Source organism: Hydrogenophaga sp. (assembly GCF_036675665.1).
Lineage (GTDB): Bacteria > Pseudomonadota > Gammaproteobacteria > Burkholderiales > Burkholderiaceae_C > Hydrogenophaga.
The window spans coordinates 118,364-137,839 of record NZ_JAKFEO010000015.1 but is presented as its reverse complement, the minus strand read 5'-3'; the positions used below and the strand labels follow the sequence as shown (position 1 = coordinate 137,839).

19 protein-coding genes are annotated in these 19,476 nt (G+C 67.4%); 12 read left to right on the top strand and 7 right to left on the bottom strand.

Annotation, left to right across the window (positions count from 1 at the left end; genetic code table 11):
* Positions 1–47: 47 nt before the first annotated feature.
* The 8 genes from V6M63_RS08685 (at position 48) to V6M63_RS08650 (ending at position 8,007) form a co-directional block, all read left to right on the top strand.
* Positions 48–1,055 carry a PQQ-dependent catabolism-associated beta-propeller protein gene (locus V6M63_RS08685; protein WP_332741180.1) on the top strand — a complete coding sequence of 336 codons (1,008 nt, stop codon included), beginning with the start codon at positions 48–50 and terminating at the stop codon, positions 1,053–1,055.
* Entirely contained in the window at positions 1,055–2,257 is a 1,203-nt protein-coding gene (locus tag V6M63_RS08680) for a branched-chain amino acid ABC transporter substrate-binding protein (RefSeq protein WP_332741179.1), read from the top strand. The genes V6M63_RS08685 and V6M63_RS08680 overlap by 1 nt, the downstream gene beginning before the upstream one ends.
* Positions 2,239–3,078, top strand: a complete 840-nt coding sequence (locus tag V6M63_RS08675) for an ABC transporter permease (protein WP_332741178.1) — start codon at positions 2,239–2,241, stop codon at positions 3,076–3,078. Before V6M63_RS08680 ends, V6M63_RS08675 begins: the two co-directional genes overlap by 19 nt.
* A 9-nt stretch (positions 3,079–3,087) precedes the next feature.
* Positions 3,088–3,885, top strand: a complete 798-nt coding sequence (locus V6M63_RS08670; protein ID WP_332741177.1) for a quinoprotein dehydrogenase-associated SoxYZ-like carrier — start codon at positions 3,088–3,090, stop codon at positions 3,883–3,885.
* A complete protein-coding gene (locus V6M63_RS08665; RefSeq protein ID WP_332741176.1) occupies positions 3,882–4,847 on the top strand; it encodes a quinoprotein relay system zinc metallohydrolase 1 in 966 nt (321 codons plus the stop codon). The genes V6M63_RS08670 and V6M63_RS08665 overlap by 4 nt, the downstream gene beginning before the upstream one ends.
* Positions 4,848–5,159: 312 nt before the next feature.
* Entirely contained in the window at positions 5,160–6,863 is a 1,704-nt protein-coding gene (locus tag V6M63_RS08660; protein WP_332741223.1) for a PQQ-dependent methanol/ethanol family dehydrogenase, read from the top strand.
* 85 nt (positions 6,864–6,948) lie between these two features.
* Complete coding sequence (locus V6M63_RS08655) at positions 6,949–7,269, top strand: c-type cytochrome (protein ID WP_332741175.1); 321 nt, start codon at positions 6,949–6,951, stop codon at positions 7,267–7,269.
* Between the two features lie 165 nt (positions 7,270–7,434).
* A complete protein-coding gene (locus V6M63_RS08650) occupies positions 7,435–8,007 on the top strand; it encodes a hypothetical protein (protein WP_332741174.1) in 573 nt (190 codons plus the stop codon).
* Between the two features lie 69 nt (positions 8,008–8,076).
* On the opposite strand, the gene V6M63_RS08645 is transcribed toward V6M63_RS08650, so the two are convergent.
* From V6M63_RS08645 to pqqA, 6 genes are all read right to left on the bottom strand, one after another.
* A complete protein-coding gene (locus V6M63_RS08645) occupies positions 8,077–9,798 on the bottom strand; it encodes a hypothetical protein (protein WP_332741173.1) in 1,722 nt (573 codons plus the stop codon).
* Positions 9,799–9,924: 126 nt separating this feature from the next.
* Positions 9,925–11,049 (bottom strand): pyrroloquinoline quinone biosynthesis protein PqqE, encoded by a 1,125-nt coding sequence (pqqE, locus tag V6M63_RS08640; RefSeq protein WP_332741222.1) that lies wholly within the window; start codon positions 11,047–11,049, stop codon positions 9,925–9,927.
* A 28-nt stretch (positions 11,050–11,077) separates the two neighbouring features.
* Positions 11,078–11,329 (bottom strand): pyrroloquinoline quinone biosynthesis peptide chaperone PqqD, encoded by a 252-nt coding sequence (gene pqqD, locus V6M63_RS08635; RefSeq protein ID WP_332741172.1) that lies wholly within the window; start codon positions 11,327–11,329, stop codon positions 11,078–11,080.
* Between the two features lie 153 nt (positions 11,330–11,482).
* Positions 11,483–12,214, bottom strand: a complete 732-nt coding sequence (pqqC, locus tag V6M63_RS08630; protein ID WP_332741171.1) for a pyrroloquinoline-quinone synthase PqqC — start codon at positions 12,212–12,214, stop codon at positions 11,483–11,485.
* A gap of 13 nt (positions 12,215–12,227) precedes the next feature.
* Positions 12,228–13,145 carry a pyrroloquinoline quinone biosynthesis protein PqqB gene (gene pqqB / locus V6M63_RS08625; protein WP_332741170.1) on the bottom strand — a complete coding sequence of 306 codons (918 nt, stop codon included), beginning with the start codon at positions 13,143–13,145 and terminating at the stop codon, positions 12,228–12,230.
* Between the two features lie 74 nt (positions 13,146–13,219).
* The gene (gene pqqA, locus V6M63_RS08620; protein WP_068167214.1) at positions 13,220–13,294 is read right to left on the bottom strand and encodes a pyrroloquinoline quinone precursor peptide PqqA; all 75 of its coding nucleotides are present in this window, start codon (positions 13,292–13,294) and stop codon (positions 13,220–13,222) included.
* Between the two features lie 75 nt (positions 13,295–13,369).
* On the opposite strand from pqqA, the gene V6M63_RS08615 reads away from it, so the two are divergent.
* Positions 13,370–14,464, top strand: coding sequence for an alpha/beta fold hydrolase (locus V6M63_RS08615; RefSeq protein ID WP_332741169.1), 1,095 nt, complete (start codon positions 13,370–13,372; stop codon positions 14,462–14,464).
* On the top strand, positions 14,461–15,459 hold the full coding sequence (locus tag V6M63_RS08610) for an MBL fold metallo-hydrolase (protein ID WP_332741168.1): 999 nt from the start codon (positions 14,461–14,463) through the stop codon (positions 15,457–15,459). The genes V6M63_RS08615 and V6M63_RS08610 overlap by 4 nt, the downstream gene beginning before the upstream one ends.
* A gap of 1 nt (position 15,460) precedes the next feature.
* Here the strand turns inward: V6M63_RS08610 and V6M63_RS08605 are convergent, their stop codons facing one another.
* Positions 15,461–17,548, bottom strand: a complete 2,088-nt coding sequence (locus V6M63_RS08605; protein ID WP_442909565.1) for a sigma-54-dependent Fis family transcriptional regulator — start codon at positions 17,546–17,548, stop codon at positions 15,461–15,463.
* Positions 17,549–17,948: 400 nt separating this feature from the next.
* Between V6M63_RS08605 and pedF the strand changes: the two genes are divergently transcribed.
* Positions 17,949–18,440 (top strand): cytochrome c-550 PedF, encoded by a 492-nt coding sequence (gene pedF / locus V6M63_RS08600; protein WP_332741166.1) that lies wholly within the window; start codon positions 17,949–17,951, stop codon positions 18,438–18,440.
* Positions 18,441–18,486: 46 nt separating this feature from the next.
* The gene (locus tag V6M63_RS08595; RefSeq protein WP_332741165.1) at positions 18,487–19,365 is read left to right on the top strand and encodes a substrate-binding periplasmic protein; all 879 of its coding nucleotides are present in this window, start codon (positions 18,487–18,489) and stop codon (positions 19,363–19,365) included.
* Positions 19,366–19,476: the final 111 nt, after the last annotated feature.

Genomic DNA, 19,476 nt, shown 5'->3' with positions numbered 1-19,476 from the left:
TTTTGCAGACCGTCACCGCGCACCCCACAAATACAGGAGACAAACCCATGCTTCGTTCTGCACATCCCGCGCCCACCCCGAAAGGCATTCGCAACGTCGCCTGGGCCGCTGTGATGGGCTGCGCATTGGCCACGCCGCTGGCCGCGCTGGCGCAGGGCAAGGTGTACGTCTCCAGCGAGAAGGACAACAAGATCCACGTGTTCGATGCCCGTGGCGAGCGCCTGTCCGCCATCGACACCTGCGAGCGGCCGCGCCACATGATGTTCAACGCCAACCGCAGCCAGATTTATGTGTGCTGCGGCGACAGCAACCAGCTCGGCGTGGTGGACACGGCCACCGGCAAGATGACCGGGACTGTTCCATTGGGGGACAGTCCGGAGATGTTTGACCTCAGCCCGGACGGCAAGACGGCCTACGTGTCGATCGAGGACGAGAACGTGATGGCGGCCTACGACCTGGCCACGAAGAAGCCGCTGTTCGAGGTGAAGACCGGCGGCGAGCCCGAAGGCGTGCTGGTCACGGCCGATGGCAAGTTCGCCTACGTCACGTCCGAGGTGGCCAACGTGGTTCACCTCATCGACCTGGGTCAGAAGAAGGTGCTCAAGAACATCAAGGTGGGCAAGCGCCCACGCCGCTTCGTGCTGGCCGAGGGTGGCGCCGAGCTGTGGGTCACCAACGAGCTCGACGCCACCGTGAGCGTGGTCAACACGAAAGACCACGGCGTGAAGGCGACCATCAAGTTCGCGGTGCAGGGCATGCGCGAGGCCGACATCACGCCCGTGGGCATGACGCTCAGCGCTGATGGCAAGACCATGTGGGTCGGCCTGGGCAAGGCCAACCACGTGGCCGAGGTGGACGTGGCGACCAAAAAGGTGGGCCGCCAGGTGCTGGTGGGCAAACGCGCCTGGGGCCTCACCATGCACCCCGATGGCAAGACGCTGTATGTGACCAACGGCCTCTCGGACGACATGACGCTGATCGACACGGCGAGTGCCAAGGCCATCAAAACCGTGGCCGTCGGCCGCGTGCCGCACAGCGTGCTGGTGCAACCCTGATGCCCATGCCGCTCATGCGCCGGGTGATGACCACGCTCGCACTGGCCACGCTGCTGGCCTGGCCGGCGGTGCAGGCCGCCACCACGCAGATGACGATGGCGGTGATCTCGCTGGCCGGGGATGCGCGCTACGCCAACCGCCGCGTGGAGCGCGGCTATCCGGGCCATCCGCAGGGCAGGGCGTTGCAGGGTGTGCAACTCGCTCTGGATGAGGCCGCGTTCGAGCTCGACACGGCCGGCGTGACGCTGAGCGTGCGCGACGTGGTGCTGCCCGACATGGCCGCCCTGCCCAAAGCGCTGGCCGAGCTCAAGGCCGCCAAGGTGCAGCACCTGGTGGCCGACCTGCCGCTGGCCGAGCTGCGCCAGCTGGTGCAGGCCGCACCCGCCGCGCTGGGCGGTGCCGTGGTGTTCAACACCGGGCTGGACGAGGACAGCCTGCGCGCGCAGCACTGCGCCGCGCACCTGCTGCACACGCTGCCCAGCGCGAGCATGCGCGCCGACACGCTCGCGCAGTACCTGGCCGCGCGCAACTGGCGCAAGGTGCTGCTGCTGCAAGGCCCCGAGCCGGCCGACGTGTTGATGGGCGAGGCTTTCAACCGCGCGGCCAGACGCTACGGCCTGAAGATCACGCAGACCAAGGCCTTCAGGCTCAGCGGTGATCCGCGCGAGCGCGACCTGGCCAACACGCGCCTGCTCACCGGCGAGCGCGAGCACGAGGTGGTGGCGGTGATGGATGCCAACGGCGAATTCGCCCGCACGCTGCCCTACGCCACGCAATGGCCGCGCCCGGTGGTGGGCGCCAGCGGCCTGGTGGCGCAGGCCTGGCACCCGCAGTGGGAGCGCAACGGTGGCCCGCAGCTCACGCGACGCTTCCACAAACTTGCACAGCGCCCGATGCAGGGCCACGACTGGGCGGCCTGGGCCGCGGGCAAGGCGGTGGCCGCGGTGCTGGTGGACGACCCCAAGGCGGGCGTGCCGCAGCAGCTCAAGAAGCTGCGCTCGGGCGCGGTGGTGATCGACGGTTTCAAGGGCCCGCGCCTCAGCTTCCGTGCGTGGGACGGTCAACTGCGCCAGCCCATGTTCGTGAGCCACGTGGACGGCGTGGTGGGCCTGGCCCCGCTCGACGGTGTGTTGCACCCCAGGGAAGTGCTGGACACGCTGGGCGTGGACGAAGCGGAGAGCGCATGCAGACAACGACCCTGATCCCGCCGCCCGGGCGGCCCTTGCCCATGCACCTGGCACGCGCGCTGCGCGCCGTGGTGGGCCGCGAGATCGGGCGATTTTTGCGCCAGCCTTCGCGCCTGGGCTCGGCGCTGGTGCGCCCGCTGCTCTGGTTCGTGGTGTTCGCGGCGGGTTTCCACAACGTGTTCGGCGTGGCCATCATCCCGCCCTACGAGACCTACATCGAATACAAGGTCTACATGGTGCCGGGCCTGCTGGGCATGGTGGCGCTGTTCAACGGCATGCAGAGTTCGCTCTCCATGGTTTACGACCGCGAGATGGGTGTGATGCGCCTGCTGCTCACCGCGCCGCTGGCGCGCGGCTGGCTGCTGGCCTTCAAGCTGCTCGCGGGCACCTGCCTGTCGGTGCTGCAGATGGTGGTGTTTCTCGCCATTGCCGGGGCCTTCGGGGTGGAGATTCCCTTGCTGTACCTGCCGGGCCTGCTGGTGGCCATGGCGTGCGGTGCCACGCTGCTGGCCGCGCTCGGGCTCATGCTCTCGGTGTACGTGAAGCAGCTGGAGAACTTCGCCGGCACCATGAACTTCGTGATCTTCCCGATGTTCTTCATCAGCCCCGCGCTGTATCCGCTGTGGAAGCTGGAGGAGTCTGGCGCGCACTGGTTGCTCAAGCTCGCCGAGTTCAACCCCTTCACGCATGCGGTGGAGGCCATGCGCTTTGCGATGTATGGGCAGTTCAACGCCACGTCGTGGGCGGTGGTGGTGGTGTGCAGCATCGCCTTCTTTGTGCTGGCGCTGTGGGGCTACGACCCGCAGCGCGGCTGGATCCGCCAAAAAGGTTCCTGAAAGTTCTTCATGTCACAAGACAACACCCGCCGCCTGTTCCTGGGCGCTGCGCTGGGCGCGGCGAGCACTGCGCTGTGGGCCACCGACGACCCCACCGGCGGCGACCCGCTGGGCTCCATGCAGTGGCCCGGCCTGCGCAAGCAGTACCTGGGCGACGCGCCCATGCGCTTCTCCAGCGCCGTGGTGGTGAACGGCCCGACCTTTGCCGACGATGCGATGAACGTGCCGCTGCTGGTGGACGCGCGTGCGCTCGGCAACACCGGCGGTGGCGTGGCGCGCATCCAGGTGGTGGTGGACCGCAACCCGGTGCGCGAGGTGCTGGAGTTCGAACCACTCAAGGCCTTGCCCATGCTGGCGTTTCGCATCCGCATGGAGCAGGCCTCGCCCGTGCGCGCCCTGGTGCAGACGCGCGACGGCGCCTGGCACGTGGGCAGCACCTGGGTGCAGGCGGCCGGTGGTGGCTGCACGGTGCCGGGCGCCACGCGCGCCGATGGTTCGTGGAGCCGCACGCTCAACCAGGTGCAGGCGCGTTTCTTCAACAACGTGCTCGAAGGCAGCCGCCGCCTGCGCGTGCGCGTGATGCACCCCATGGACACCGGCCTGGTCGCCGGCATCCCGGCCTTCTACATCGAACAGCTGCAACTGGTGGACGGCGCGGGCGTGCCCTGGTGGCGCCTGGCGCTGCACGAACCGGTGTCGGAAAACCCGCTCATCACGGTCGAGCTGCCGCCGCAGACCGGCAGCGGCTTCCGGCTGCTGGGGCGCGACAACAACGGCAACCGCATCGACGCCGAGGTGAGCGCTTGAGAAGCCTGCTGCCGTGGCTGGCCGCGGCATGGGCCAGCGCCGCGATGGCGCAGCCCGTGCCCGACATGGTCCGCCTCGACCACGACCTGCGCCCACGCCAGATCGCCGAGCGCACCTGGGTCATGGAAGGCGCGGTGGACGACTTCTCGCGCGCCAACGGCTGCAACATCATCAACACCGCCTTCATCGCCACCGGCGCGGGCGTGGTGGTGGTCAACACCGGCCCATCGCGCGGCTACGGCGAGCAGCAGCGCCGCGCCATCGAGCGCGTCACGCGCGAGCCGGTGGTGCGCGTGCTCAGCCTCAACCTGCACCCCGACCACTTCTTTGGCAACCAGGCCTGGGCCGACCGCCCCACGCAGGCGCTGCCCGGCAGCATCGGCGGCATGCAGGCCGAGGGTCGCGCCTACGCCGACAACCTCTACCGCCTGTGTGGCGACTGGATGAAGGGCACCGAGTCCACCCCCTCGCGCCAACCCGTCGAGGCCGGCGTGTTTCAACTCGGGAGTCACCAGCTGGAGCTGCGCCGCCTGAGCGGCCACACCAGCGACGACCTCGTGTTGATCGACCACACCACCGGCGTTCTGTTTGCCGGCGGCCTGGTGTTTGCCGAGCGCGTGCCCACCACGCCGCACGCCGACTTTGACGCGTGGCAGGCCAGCCTGGCGAAGCTCTCGCGGTGGATCACCACCGAGAACATCCGGCTGGTGGTGCCCAGCCACGGTCCGCTGCACAGCGGCCAGGGCGGCGTGGACCAGACGCGCGACTGGCTGCGCTGGCTCACCACGCACATGCGCGAGAGCGCCGAGCGCGGGCTCGATCTGAGCGAGGTGCTGCGCCTGCCGGTGCCCGCGCGATTCCAGGCCTGGGCCGCCCAGCCGGCCGAGCTGCACCGCAGCATCACGCAGTGGTACCCGCGCTACGAGCAGCAGGTGCTCAGCGGCCCCGCGACACGGCGTTGAACGCAGCCTGTTGCAGGCCGGGCGGCCGGTGATTCGTTTTTGAACACTCTCGCCACAACGTGACAGCCGCCACCGGCGGCATGGCGCAGTGGCCCCCGTTTTTCGCGGCAACAGGTGCTCGAAAACCCTTGGAAAAACCGCTGCGCGGTGCACCACGAACCCTGGCACAGATGTTGCCATTCAAGTCGCGTGCAGCCCACGACTGACCTGTCGCGCAGGGCATCACAAGCGGCCGCGCATGTTGCACGGCAGCAGCCATCCAACCCACGAACGAGCAGGAGACACACTGTGAAACGCACCCTACTGAGCCTCATGATCATGGCCGCCACGGCCCACGCAGGCGCCCAGGGCGTCACCGACGCCATGATTGCCGACGACGCCAAGTCGCCCGAGAACGTGTTGAGCTGGGGCCTGGGTACCCAGGGTCAGCGCCACTCGGATCTCAACGGCATCACCGCCCGCAACATCAGCAAGCTGGTGCCGGTGTGGTCCATGTCGTTTGGTGGCGAGAAGCAGCGCGGCCAGCAGTCGCAGCCGCTGGTCAACAAGGGCAAGATGTTCGTGACGGCCTCCTACTCGCGCATCTACGCGGTGGACACCAAGACCGGCCAGAAGCTCTGGAAGTACGAGCACCGCCTGCCCGAAGGCATCATGCCGTGCTGCGACGTGATCAACCGCGGTGCCGCGCTCTACGACAACCTGGTGATCTTCGGCACGCTCGACGCACAACTGGTGGCGCTGGACCAGGACACCGGCAAGGTGGTGTGGCGCGAGAAGATCGACGACTACGCCGCCGGCTACAGCTACACCGCCGCACCGCTGATCGCACAAGGTCTGCTCATGACCGGTGTCTCCGGTGGTGAGTTCGGCGTGGTCGGCCGTGTGGAAGCGCGCGATCCGCGCACCGGCAAGATGGTCTGGTCGCGCCCCGTGGTCGAAGGCCACATGGGCTTCAAGGACGGCAAGGAAAACGGCATCACCGGCACCACCAACGCCAGCTGGCCCGGTGACACCTGGAAAACCGGCGGCTCCAGCCCATGGCTGGGCGGCACCTACGATCCGAAGACCGGCCTGGCCTACTTCGGCACCGGCAACCCCGGCCCGTGGAACAGCCACGTGCGCAAGGGCGACAACCTGTACTCCGCCTCCACCGTGGCGATCGATCCCAAGACCGGCAAGATCGTGTGGCACTACCAGAACACGCCGAACGACGGCTGGGACTACGACGGTGTGAACGAGTTCATCACCTTCGACATGGACGGCAAGCGCATGGGCGCCAAGGCGGACCGCAACGGCTTCTTCTATGTGAACGACGCCACCACCGGCAAGCTGGTCAACGCCTTCCCGTTCGTGAAGAAGGTGACCTGGGCCACCAGCATCGATCTGAAGACCGGCCGGCCGAACTTCGACGACACCAACCGCCCGGGCGACCCGACCGCAGCCGCTGCCGGCGGCGACGGCGCCAAGGGCAAGTCGGTGTTCTCCGCGCCCGGCTTCCTGGGTGGCAAGAACCAGATGCCCATGGCCTACAGCCCGCGCACCGGCCTGTTCTACGTGCCCACCAACGAATGGGGCATGGAGATCTGGAACGAGCCCATCACCTACAAGAAGGGCGCTGCCTTCCTGGGTGCGGGCTTCACCATCAAGCCGCTGTTCGACGACCACATCGGCTCGCTGCGCGCGATCGATCCCAAGACCGGCAAGGTGGCCTGGGAAGTCAAGAACAGCGCGCCGCTGTGGGGTGGTGTGCTGACCGCCGGCGACCTGGTGTTCTGGGGCACGCCCGAGGGTTACCTCAAGGCCGCCGACGCCAAGACAGGCACGGTGGTGTGGCAGTTCCAGACCGGCTCTGGCGTGGTGGCCCCTCCCATCACCTGGACCGAAGGTGGCGAGCAGTACGTGAGCGTGGTCTCCGGCTGGGGCGGTGCCGTGCCGCTGTGGGGCGGTGAAGTGGCCAAGAAGGTCAACTTCCTCGAACAGGGCGGCTCCGTCTGGACCTTCAAGCTGATGAAGTGATCGCCCGGGGTGTCGGCCAGGTGCGGTGCACGCACCGGGCCGGCACCTTTCTCTTTGGACCTTTCAGTTTTCAGGTGGACCTGCCATGCGCTCGACCTTCTTCATCGCGACCTTGATCACCAGCGCCAGCGCCTTCGCGCAAGCCGATCTGGCCGGCGCTCCCGACCTGGCCAAGGCCAGCGGTTGTTACTCATGCCATGCCAATGGCGAAAAAGTGGTGGGCCCGGCCTTTGCCGCCATCGCCGACAAATACGCGACCGAGAAAGACGCCGCCGCGTCGCTCGCGCAATCGATTCAAAACGGCTCCAAGGGCAAGTGGGGTCGCATTCCCATGCCCGCGCACTCGAGCCTGAGCACGGACGACCTCAAGACCCTCTCCACCTGGGTGCTGACCGTCAAGCCATGACGGCGCGCACCGAGCGAAGGCGCTGGTGTGGCATGACGAGCGTGCGCTGGCACACACGCGGTTGACTTCTGGTGGCTCAAAGCTACCGCTGGTAACCATTCAGCGTGCTCCCAGGTACATGGCCGCCTTAGCATGGGCCGTGACACAACAACTCAGGAGCCGTTCATGAAATTTGCCCATCCCCTTTTGCTCAAGACGGGCGTGTGCGTCGCGTTGTTCGCGGCGACCGGAGCATTCGCGCAGACGACCGTTGGCGTGACGGTGACCACCACCACGCCGACCACCACGACCGCGGCCGCGCCAAAGCAGGACTTTGCGACCCACATCGCCAAGGCCGACCTCGCCAAGCAAGGCATCACCAACCCCACCAGCGCCCAGCTGGGCACGGCAACCAGCAGCGTGCAGGGTCTGCGCGACAGCGGCATGGGCTGGGGTGCGATTGCCAATTCGCTGGGCTTGCGCCTGGGTGATGTGGTGAGCGACGCCAACCAGGCAAAGAACGCGGACGACGCGCGCGCTGCTGCCGCGGCGAAGTCGCAGAAGACGACCAAGTCCTCCCCCGCCGCCACGAGCCGCTCGACGGTGGCGTCGGCGTCCATCGGTCCCGGCCTGTCCGTGGGTGCTCAGGGCGGCCTGGGAGCTGGCAAAGGCGGTGGCAAAGGCGGTGGCAAGGGAGGGGGCAACGGCGGTGGTGGCGGCAACGGGGGTGGAAACGGTGGTGGTGGCGGCAAGCGCTGACCCACCTGCGCATCCGTGTCCCCCATGCCATCAGCCGCCCTCGGGCGGCTGATGCGTTTCCTTCAGGCCCTACACCACGTAGGCCAGCGCCACCAGATGCTCGCCCGGACCGCCGGCCAGGGACTTGGTCACGCGCGCTTTCAGCTCCTTCAGGCTGAAGTGCTCGCGACCGCTCCAGCATCGGTTACCTTGCGCCAGCGCTACGGACTGGCTGGGCTGCCCGGCGGTCTGGAAGACGAACAAGGTGCAGGCCTTCTGCCCCAGCGCGAGTTCCACGTCGGCGGCCTTGGGGGCGTGGATCACGCGTGTCTTGTCCTGCGGGGCCAGCGTCTTCAGGAGATCGTCGAGCAGTTCCACGGGCCACATCACCCACACCTCGTCCCGGCGCAGGGCCAGGTCGCGTCGCGTGAGGTCGATCAGGCGGTCGATCGGCTGTTTGATCACGCCACTGGCCAGCCAGGCCGCCTCTTGTGCGTGATGCGCAACCAACTGCCGTTCGATCACCGGCTGCAAGGTGTCGTGCCAATGGGTGCCGATCAACCCTGGCACGTCCACACTGGCATCGATGCACTGGATCGCGCCGAGGAAGAGCGGCACCTGCCAGGCGCCGCTGGAAAGCCGCACGGGTCCGCTGGAGGATTGCAGATCGTGCAGCGGTGCGGGGCGTGCCTGCCGCAAGGTCTGGATCACGGCCGCCGGCGTGGGGCCTGTGGGGTCGTTCGGCAACTGCACATGCGGCATGTCCAGGCGCATGTGAGACCAGCGCCGCGTCTTGTGCGAAAAGATCGCCGCCACGAAGGGACCTTCGTCGGATATCACGTCCATCATCCCGATGAAGAAGGTCTGGAACATGCTGTTCTCGCGCGGGTAGTTCGTGCGGCAGGCCAGTTCGATCATGTTGGCGTCGCCTGGTGACACGAAGGCGCCGCGGGTGGTGTCGTCGAGATCGTGCCAGCCCGCCAGCGCGGGGTCGGGGTGCGAGCGCACCAGCAGGCCCTGGTCGAAGACCATCACCGAGATCGCGCCCGACTGCACGTGGGCGAGGTAATCGCTGCGTTCGGCGTGCGGCACCAGAGCCAGGCTGCAGACCTGGGCCACCACCGAGTTCGCCACCAGCTGGCAGGCGTGCTGGGCGGTCATGGCTTGTTGCTGGTGCTCGACGTTGCCCGCGGCATGCCAGGTGCCGTCCCAGAGCATCACCTGCAGTTGGCCGAACATCTGCAAGGCCACCATCGTGGCATCGCCCGGGCTGCCCACCGGCTGCGGGTTCCAGTGGCCGCCCTTGAGCTGCGCCACGAAGGCCTGAAGTTCGTCGGGGCCCTGGAGCGCTTTGTAGGCGTTGATGGCCCTGAGGGTCACCGGACCGACGTGCACCACGGCCTCGCACGGGTGCCAGCCCAGAAGCGCCCCGGACGGGGACCACCCTGGATGGGGTCGCGCGTCCGGGCCGTTGCGGGGTGTTGCCGGGCTGCCCGGCCGCGATGCGGCCGGCGATGCCGAACCCGAGCGTGAGGAGGAAGTGCTGGCGGAGCTGTCCGCGCTGAACTCGCTTTCGGAGAGGCTGTCGATGACATCGCTGTCGCTTCGCGAGGACCCGTTGCCGGAGCGGGAGCCGGAGGGTGAATGGGCGGGCGAGTCGGACATCAACCGATCCAGTGTCAATGGCGACATGCAGCCCCAGCCCGGCTGGTCCCTGTCGAGGATGAGCACACCTTCCTGAAACACCATCAGCACGCTGTGGTGTCGCGGGGCCATGCCGAGGTAGTGAAAATGTTCTGCGCCGTCGATCATGAAAACTCCTTGGAATTGAGGGGTTTTCAGTTTGGGAGCGATGCGCGTGCCGTGGCGCATGCATGCGGCGCCGAGCCCAGGCCATGTGTGGGTGGCAAGCCACGAAGGGCACGAATGCCCAGGCGCTCAGGCCTGCGGGTGCAATGCGCGCGACGCGGTGTCGCCGCGAAACACGATGGGAATGTGGCGCTGCGCGGGTGCCTGTTTCACCAGTTGCACCACCTTGTCGTGGTGCGGTGATTTGCTGCACACCGGGTCGGCCTGGGTGGCGTCGCCGGTGATCAGGAAGGCCTGGCAGTGGCAGCCGCCAAAGTCCTTGTGGCGCTCGTCGCAGGTGCGGCAGGGCGGCTTCATCCAGTCTTCGCCACGGAAGGCGTTGAAGGCCTGGCTCTTCCGCCAGATGTCGGCCAAGGCCATGTCGCGCACGTTGGGCAGCTTCAGGCCGGGCAGGTCGCGCGCGTTGTGGCAGGGCATGGCCACGCCGTCGGGCGCGACCGAGAGGAACACCGAGCCCCAGCCGTTCATGCAGGCCTTGGGGCGCTGTTCGAAATAGTCAGGCACCACGAACAGCAGCTTGCAGCGCTGGCCGATGGTTTCGCGGTAGCGGTTGACCACGGCCTCGGCCTCGATCAGCGCTTCGTGCGTGGGCATGAGGTGGTCCCGGTTGATCCAGGCCCAGCCGTAGTACTGCGTGTTGGCGAGTTCGAGGTATTCGGCATCGAGCGCGAGCGCCATCTCGATGATCTCGCCCACGTGCGGCAGGTTGTGCCGGTGCAGCACGCAGTTCATCACCATCGGCCAGTCGTGCGCCTTGATCAGGCGTGCCACCTTCTGCTTGAGCTCGAAGGTGCGCGTGTGGCTCAGGAAGTCGTTGAGCTCGCGCGTGCTGTCCTGGAACGAAAGCTGGATGTGGTCCAGCCCGGCGTCCTTCAAACGCTGTGCACGCGCTTCGTTCAGGCCCACGCCGGAGGTGATGAGGTTGGTGTAGTAGCCCAGCGCGTGCGCTTCCTGCACCAGTTCTTCGAGGTCGTCGCGCACCAGCGGCTCACCGCCCGAGAAGCCGAGCTGCGCGGCACCGAGCTTGCGCGCCTGGCGCATCACGTCGACCCACTGCGCGGTGGTCAACTCGTTCCTGATGTGCGCGTGTTGCGTGGGGTTGTAGCAAAACACGCAATGCAGCGGGCACTGGTAGGTGAGCTCGGCCAGCAGCCACAGCGGTGGGCCGGCCGGGTGCGTTTTCGCGGCCAGCATGGCGAGCGCTTCGGAGACCGGCGCGAACTCAGTCGATCCAGCCACGGCGACCTCCTTCTTCCAGCAAAGATTCCACCTGCGGCGTGAGGCCTTGAACCGAGAACGCAGCTTCCAGCTCGCTCACAATCTCAGCCACGCTGCGCTCACCGTCGCAGCGCTGGAGGATCTCGGCCGCGCTGTCGTTGAGCTGCACCATGCCCTCGGGGTAGAGCAGCACCCAGCGCGTCTGCGCTTCCTCGTACTGCAGGCGGAAACGGCGCGAGAGCTTGGGATGATTCATGAAGGTGCTCAAGTCAAAGTGCTGGCAAACGGCAGATACAGCGGGCAGGAAGAGGTCTCAAGACCAGCACACACCACGGAACTGGCTTTGCCAGGCCGCAGGTGTGGTCCCCCTGCGGGGGGAAGACGCGAAGCGGCGCAGGGGGGCTTTCATTCATTGACAGGCTTTCTCGATGGCATCCAGCATGTTCCAGAGGATGTCCAGCTTGAACTGCAGGATGTCGAGCGCGCGGTGTTGCGCGGCGCGTGTGGTGAAGTGGTCCAGCGTGACCTGCAGGCCGTGCTCCACGTCGCGCCCGGCCAGCGGTATGCGCTTGCGGAAATAGCCCAGGCCGTCGGCTTCGATCCAGGGGTAGTGCGTGGGCCAGCTGGCGAGACGGTCCTTGTGGATCTGCGGGGCGAACATCTCGGTGAGCGATGAGCACACGGCTTCCTGCCACGGTGCCTGGGCTGCGAAGTTCACATAGGCGTCGCAGGCAAAGCGCACGGCGGGCGCCACACCTTGGAGCGAGAGCAGGTCGTCGCGTTCGATGCCCACCGCTTCGCCCAGCCGGATCCAGGCCTCCAGGCCACCGCAGGCCGAACCCTCGTAGTCGCCATGGCCGTCGTGGTCGAGGATGCGCTCCACCCACAGGCGGCGGTGCGCGCGATCGGGCATGTTGGCCAGGATGGCGGCGTCCTTGCGCGGGATGCAGAGTTGGTAATAGAAGCGGTTGGCCACCCAGCAGCGCAGCTCGTCGGGCGTGCAGCCGCCGGCGTTCATGCGCACGTTGAACGGGTGGTGGATGTGGTACGAGCGGCCCTTGTCGCGCAGCTGTGCCTCGAACTCGTCGCGTGTCCAGGCGGGCAGGCCTGCGAGGGGGCGTGGGGTGGTGGCGATGTCCATGGGGTGGTGGGTGTCAGAACACGATGTCCATGCCGTCGCGCGCCACCTCGATGCCGTGGCGGGTGAGCTTGGCGCGCTCGGCGGAATCCTCGATCAGCATCGGGTTCGTGTTGTTGATGTGGATGAGGATCTTGCGGATGGAGCGCGGCAGCTGGTCCAGCTGTTCGATCATTCCGCCCGGGCCGCTTTGCGGCAGGTGGCCCATCTCGGCGGCCTTCTTCGTCGAGAGGCCGAGCGTGATCATTTCGTCTTCGGTCCAGAAAGTGCCATCCACCAGCAACACCGAGCAACTCGCCATGAGGGTGAGCAGCTCGGGTGTGACGGCGCCCAGGCCGGGCGCGTAGAACACGCGTGCGCCGGTGGCGGGGTTCTGGATCACCAGGCCGATGTTGTCACCGGCGCGCGGGTTGCCGCGAAAGGGTGAATACGGTGGTGGCTTGGAGGCAATGGCCACGGTCTGCATCTCGATGCCGGGCAGGCCGTCGACCGTGATGGTGCGGCCGTCCGACGGCAGTTCGGTGGTGGCCACGCCGCAGTAGTGCGAGAGGATGCCGGTGATGGGGAAGCCGCTGGAGATGTCGGACAGCACCTCGGGGGTGGCCAGCAACGGCAGCTTCGAACCACGCTCGCGCAGCATGATGAGACCGGTCACGTGGTCGATCTGCGCGTCCATGAGCAGCACCGCGGCAATGCCGCTGTCGCGCACGGCGCGGGCCGGCTGCAGATCGGGGGTGTCGCGGATCTGCGTGAGGATGTCGGGTGAGGCATTGACCAGCAGCCAGTCCAGGCCGTTGGCCGTGACGGCGATCGACGATTGCGTGCGCGCGGTGGCCCGGATGCGACCCTGGCGCAAGCCGTCGCAGTTGGGGCAGTTGCAGTTCCACTGCGGGAAGCCGCCACCGGCCGATGAACCCAGAACACGGATGCGCATGTCAGGACACCTGAAAGAGCAATGAAAAGGCGCACGCGTTGTTCACCCGTGCGCCCCGAACCGAGTGATGCAGATCAGCGGTTGGCGATGTACATCGTGATTTCAAAGCCGAAGCGAAGGTCGGTGAAGGCGGGGGTCGTCCATTGCATAGAAGGTCTCCAATAATGGGTTGGCACGAAACATGTCTGCAAGCTCGCCAGCACCATTGCCACAAGCCGCCCCTCATGAATAGCAATATCGATGCCACGAAAACTGTGCCACCCCCACCGGTGGCCAGCCCCGCGTGGCCACGTCCGCAACACCTGCCGCTGGGCGGCCTGCACCGCATGGCCTGGCGCGCTGTGGGGGCGCCAGAGGGTGAGTCGTGGCTGCTGCTGCACGGTGGTCCTGGCAGCAGTTGCCAGCCCGGCATGCTGAGGCCGTTCGACCTGTCGCGGCAACGGGTGGTGGCGCCCGATCAACGCGGCTGCGGCGCCTCGCTCCCGAAGGGCCGCACGGCCGGCAACCACACGGCCGCGCTGGTGGCCGACATGGAAGCGCTGCGCGAACACCTGGGGCTGGAGCGCTGGTCGGTGCTGGCCGGTTCGTGGGGCACGGTGGTGGCCTTGGCCTACACGCTGGCGCACCCGTTGCGTGTGCAACGCCTGGTGTTGCGCGGTGCGTTTGCGCTCAGCGCGCGAGAGCTCGGCGGCTTGCTGTTGCCCTCGTCGCGCGTGCGGCACTCGCTCGGCTGGGGCGCACTGTGGCCGGTTTTTCCCGGTGCCGTGTTGTCTGTTGCGTTGCAGCGCCTGACACAACTGATTCAAAGTGGGACACCCGGTGTGGCATCGCTGCGCGCCGCGCGCGGCTGGGGATTGCTGGAAACGGCATCGGCCGCGCGCAGCCAGCGGCGCAGCCTGTTGCATGCGGCGCTGGGCACACCGCGCCTGGCGACGGCGATCCGGCGCGAATGGGCGAGCCTGCGCAAGGCCGAGAAGCGTGCCATCGCCCGGCTGAACAGACCCGGGAAAACCCGCGCCGACCGCAACGCGCTGGGCAAATTCCGCATCCAGGCGCACTACCTGCGCCACGGCGGTTTCGTGCGCTCTGGCCAGCTCGACCGAGGCGTGTTGCAGGCCGCTCGACACGGCCTGCCGGTGGACTGGGTGCACGGCCGCTTCGACGCGATCTGTCCCCCCGCCAACAGCCGGCGCTGGGCCGCGCTGGGCCGCGCCGCGGGCGGGGCGGTGGTGCATGTGGAGCCGCACAGCGGCCATCTGGGCCACGAGCCCGACATGCTGAGCGCCCTGCGCAAGAGCGTGCGCAGGGCGCTCGCATGAACGGCCTGCGCCGCGCGTTGGGGGCGGGCTTGCTCGCGCTGTTGATGGGCTGTGCCTCCACCGCACCCAGGCCCGACTGCAGCGCCGCCCACGCGGTGCCGTGGCAAGCGGTGGTGCCCGGCGTGTGGGTGTGGCCGCCCGACGTGGTGGGTGAGGTATCGGCCGCCAATGCCGGTCATGTGGTGCCCACCTCGGTGGTGGTCTCGGGCGGTGAAGCCCTGGTGATCGACCCCGGCCCGAGCCACCGCCACGGCCTGCGTGTGCGCGACTCGCTGGCCTGCCGCTTCGGCGCGCAGGTGCGCTGGGTGGTCAATACCCACGCCCACGCCGAGAACGTGCTGGCGAACTCGGCGTTTGCCGACCGGCTGGCGGCGGGCCAGCTGGAGATCCTGTCCAGCGAAGGCACGCGCAGTGCGATGCGGCAGCGTTGTCCGGCCTGCCTGGCCAGCCTGGGTGAGCGCGCTGGTCAGGGTGCGATGGCGGGCACGGGCATCGTGCTGCCCAGCCGCGTGTTGATGTCCGGCGAGCTGCTGCGCGTGGGCCCGCACACCTTGCGTGTGCTGCTACCGGCGCCGGGCCACACCGAGAGCGATCTGGTGCTGTGGGACGAGGCCAGCCGCGTGGTGTGGGCCGGCGGGCTGGTGGTGAACCAGCGCCTGCCCGAGCTGGCGCAGGGTGGGGTGGACGCGTGGTTGTTGGCGCTGGACCGCATCGCTGCGTTGCGGCCGAGGCATGTGATCGGCAACACGGTGTCCAGCACCTGGGACGACGGGGCGCTGCCGCCGGCGGTGGTGGCGACCCGCGCATACCTCGCCGAGCTGCGCGCGCGCGTTCTGGCGGCGATGGACGAAGGTCGTCATGCGGGCGAGAGCGCTTTGATCGCCATGCCTGCGTACGCCAACTGGGCGGGCTACGCGCAGCGCCAGGGCTTCAATGTGCAGCGCGCGTGGCGCGAACTGGAGCCGGTGTGGATGGAGCGTGGACCGGGGCAATGACTCAGTTCAGCACGTCCGGCGGCAGCAGGTCTTTCTTGCGGTAGATGGTGTTGCGCGAGACGCCCAGCGCCTTGGCCGCGGCCGACACATTGCCCTTGTGCAGTCGCAGCATCTGCGCCATGGCGCACAGCGCCACGTCCTGCAGCTTCTGGCCTTCGGCGGCCACCTCCACCACCGGCTCGGGCAGGCTGCACACGGGTGCGGCCTCTGGTGGCACGCTGATGTGGGCGGGGAGTGCCGTGGCGGTCATGGGCAGCTGGGGCCGCGTCAGCAACTGGTCGTGGTCCAGCTCTTCGAGGAAGTCATCGGGCAGGTGGCCCATGTCGATCACGCCGCCCTGGCCGACCATCACCACCGCCGTGCGCAGCAGGTTGTGCAACTGGCGGAAGTTGCCGGGCCAGGTGTAGCGCTTGAAGAGGTCCATCACGGGCGCCGACACGCCCACCGGCTGGCTGCCCTCGCTCAGCGCAAGCAGGATCTTCTGCACCACGAGTTCGAAGTCGCTTCGCTCGCGCAGCGCGGGCAGGCGCACCACCAGGCCGTTGAGGCGGTAGTAGAGGTCTTCGCGGAAGTCGCCGCGCGCGATCATGCCCTTGAGGTTCTTGTGCGTGGCGCTGACCACGGCCACATCCACCTCGACCTCCTTGCCCGCGCCCAGCGGGCTGACCTTGCGCTCCTGCAGCACGCGCAGCAGCCGCGCCTGCAGGTGCTTGGGCATGTCGCCGATCTCGTCGAGGAACAGCGTGCCGCCGTGGGCCTGCAGGATCTTGCCGATGGAGCCCTTCTTGCGCGCGCCGGTGAAGGCGCCTTCTTCGTAGCCGAAGAGTTCGGACTCGATCAAGGTGTCGGGGATGGAGGCGCAGTTGACCGAGACGAAAGGCTGGGCCGCGCGCGTGGAGTCGCCGTGGATGGCTTGCGCGAGCAGGTCCTTGCCGGTGCCGGTCTCGCCCAGGATCATGATGGGGATGTCGCGCCCGCTGACCATGCGCAGCTTGTGGATCACCGAGGTCACCTGCGCGTCGCCGGTGTCCAGGTAGTGCAGCGAGGAGAACTGCATCTTCTTGCCGGTCTGCTTCAGCGGCTCGGGTCCTGGTTGGGCCGCTGCGGGCGCGGACTGCGCCTGGCCAGGCGCCTCGCTCGTGTGGCCACCGGGCTTGGCGGCCCACATGTTGGAGGTCTTGAGCTTGACCCGGCACCACACCGACACGCCGTTGTGCATGCACAGTTGCTTGGGGTTGGGCGTGGCGCCGCTGAACAGCTCGACCAGGGCCGAGACCGGCAGGCCGAACAACGAGAAGAAGGTGTGTGCCTTGAGCGCGCTGAAAGGCAGGCCGATCTGGAACTGCGCGCTGCGGTTGGCCGAGAGGAAACGGCCTTCGGGCGAGAACACCGCGATGCCCTCGACCAGCGTGCCGAGGAATTCGGAGCGGGTGTGGAAGTGGATGCGGATCGCCTTGGGGAAGATGTCGGCGAACATGTGGTTCTCGATCATCTGTGCCGACATGCGCACCAGCGCCAGCGTGTGCTGGTGGTAGCTGCGGTGGTCACCGGTCACGTCGAGCGCGCCGATCACCTGGCCGTAGGGATCGAAGATGGGCGAGGCCGAACAGGTGAGGAACTTGTTGGCGTTCATGTAGTGCTGGCCGCCGTGCACGGTGAGCGCTTCCTCTTCGGTCAGCGCGGTGCCGATCGCGTTGGTGCCCTTGCTCTTCTCCGACCAGTCCATGCCGGGCGTGAGCGCCACCTGCGAGGCGCGCTCCAGAAAATCCATGTCGCCCAGCGAGTGCAACACGAGGCCCTTGGCCGAGGTCAGCAACACCATGCTGTGGGTGTTGACGATCTGGTCGTAGAGCGTCTCCATCACGGGTGCGGCGTGCTGGAACAGGAAGCGGTTTTCTTCCAGTGCGTCGGGCAGCACGCCATGAGAAGGGCTCGAGAAGTCGGGCTCGTCGGTCACGGTGATGCCGTACGACTGCGAGCGGCGGTGCGACTGGTCGATCAGGTCGTGGAGTTCGGTGGTGACCATGCCCGATGGCGGGGATTCAACCCGACGACCCGGGATGGGGCTCGTGAAGAGGGCAGAACTCATGTTGTCTCCAGGGTCCGGGGGAATGACGCCCCAGTAGTCCACCGACCAGCGTGCGTCGTCTGCCGCAGGGGGGGTGGCTCCGGTGTGTTCGCTGTCTTGGTGGCTCATGCAATTTTCTTCATAACTGTCCCGGGAAACAACACTGGTAATCCCGGTGTGCAACAACCCGGGCCGGATGTGCCCGTGCCTGGGTAGCAATTTGCCGGCCTGCTGCTTCCGGTGAAAAGGTGGTCCAGAAGGCACCAGTTGAGCAAGAGGGTGTGTCACGCGTCGCGACGACGGACTGTGCAACTGATGCAATTTGGAACACGTGGGTGGTGGCTGTCCGGTTTTTGGTGGAAGGCCTGCTTCTTGCTGACCAGCCCCGGTGAACCCGCCTTTTCACCCTGGAGACCTCGCGATGAAAACCCGATCCTTTTCTCTCTCGAAGCGCGCCGCTCGCGGCCTGCTGGCCGTGGCCGTGACATGCGGCGTGGCCGCCGTGATGGCCCACGGCGACGTGATCCCGCAATCGGTGGACACCAGCACCTTGCCGCAGCTCGGCGCCAAGTGGCTGGACGCCAACCCGTTCAGCACCGGCCCGGCCAACAAGGAAGCGCTGCGCATCGGCACCTCGGCCTACAACCAGAACTGCGCCCGCTGCCACGGGCTGGAAGCCATCTCGGGCGGCATGTCGCCCGACCTGCGCAAGTTCGACAGCGACTGCTCCGGCATGGCCGATGCGGCCAGGAAGGCCGCCTGCTACAAGGAAATGGACGAGTTCTACGTGGCCACCGTGCGCCGTGGCCGCGTGCGCGATGGCCGTGTGTACATGCCGCCCTTTGAAGGCACGCTCACGCAGGAAGCCATCTGGTCGATCAAGACCTACCTCGAAACCCGCCGCGAACAGTGATGAGACCCGCGAGCCGCTTGCGGCGCGCACCGCGAGGAGACAGGACATGACAGAAAAAAACAGACAGCTGGATCGCCGCCAGATCCTGGCCGGCCTGCTGCCCCTGCTGGCAGGCATGCCGCTGCTGGCGCAGGCGCAGACCGAACTGAGCGATCTGGCGAAGATCCGCGCCAGCGGCGTGCTCAAGGTGGCGGTCTACAAGGACAACGCGCCGTTCTCCGACGGCCCCGCCAACGACGTGCAGGGGCTGGACGTGTCGATCGCCACCGCGCTGGCCAGACAGCTCGATCTCAAGCTCGCGCTGCTGCCGTTCGATGCGGGCGAGAACATGAACGACGATCTGCGCAACATGGTCTGGCGTGGTCACTACCTGGGCTACGGCCCGGCCGACGTGATGCTGCAGGTGCCGGGCGACAAATACCTCATGGCGCGCAACCGCCAGGTGCTGATCCTGGCGCCTTACATGCGCCAGTCGCTGGTGCTCGTGTATGACACCTCGCGCATTGCCGATGTGAGCAGCCCGGACGATCTCAAGGGTTTTCAGCTCGCGGCCGAGCGCGGCGCCGGGGCCACCAGCGCGCTCATGGGTTACAGCGGCGGCCTGCTGCGCACGCAGGTCGGCATCCACAACACCGGCACGCAAGCCGTGCAGGCCCTGCTGGAGGGCAAGGCCGCCGCGGCCTACGTGACGCGCGCGCAAGCCGAGTCGGTGCTCTCGCGCGCCGAGGTCAGGCCGGGGCAATACCGCCTCACGCCGCTGGCGCTCAGCGGCCTGCCCGACAACGGCTGGCCGGTGGGCATGGCGATCAAGGCCGAGAACAAGGACCTGGGCCAGGCGCTGGAAGCCGCCCTGCAATCGATCCGCGGCAGCGGCGAGTTGCTCGCGATCTTCAGGCAGCACGGCATGACGCTCACCGCGCCCTGAGCGCCACTCAGTTCGCCCCGGGTGTGCCTTGTTGATACAGCTGTTCCACGTGCCCGGGCGGATTCGGGACAGTGCCTCGCCTGGATGTGTGCTGTCTTGCAGCGATTCGCC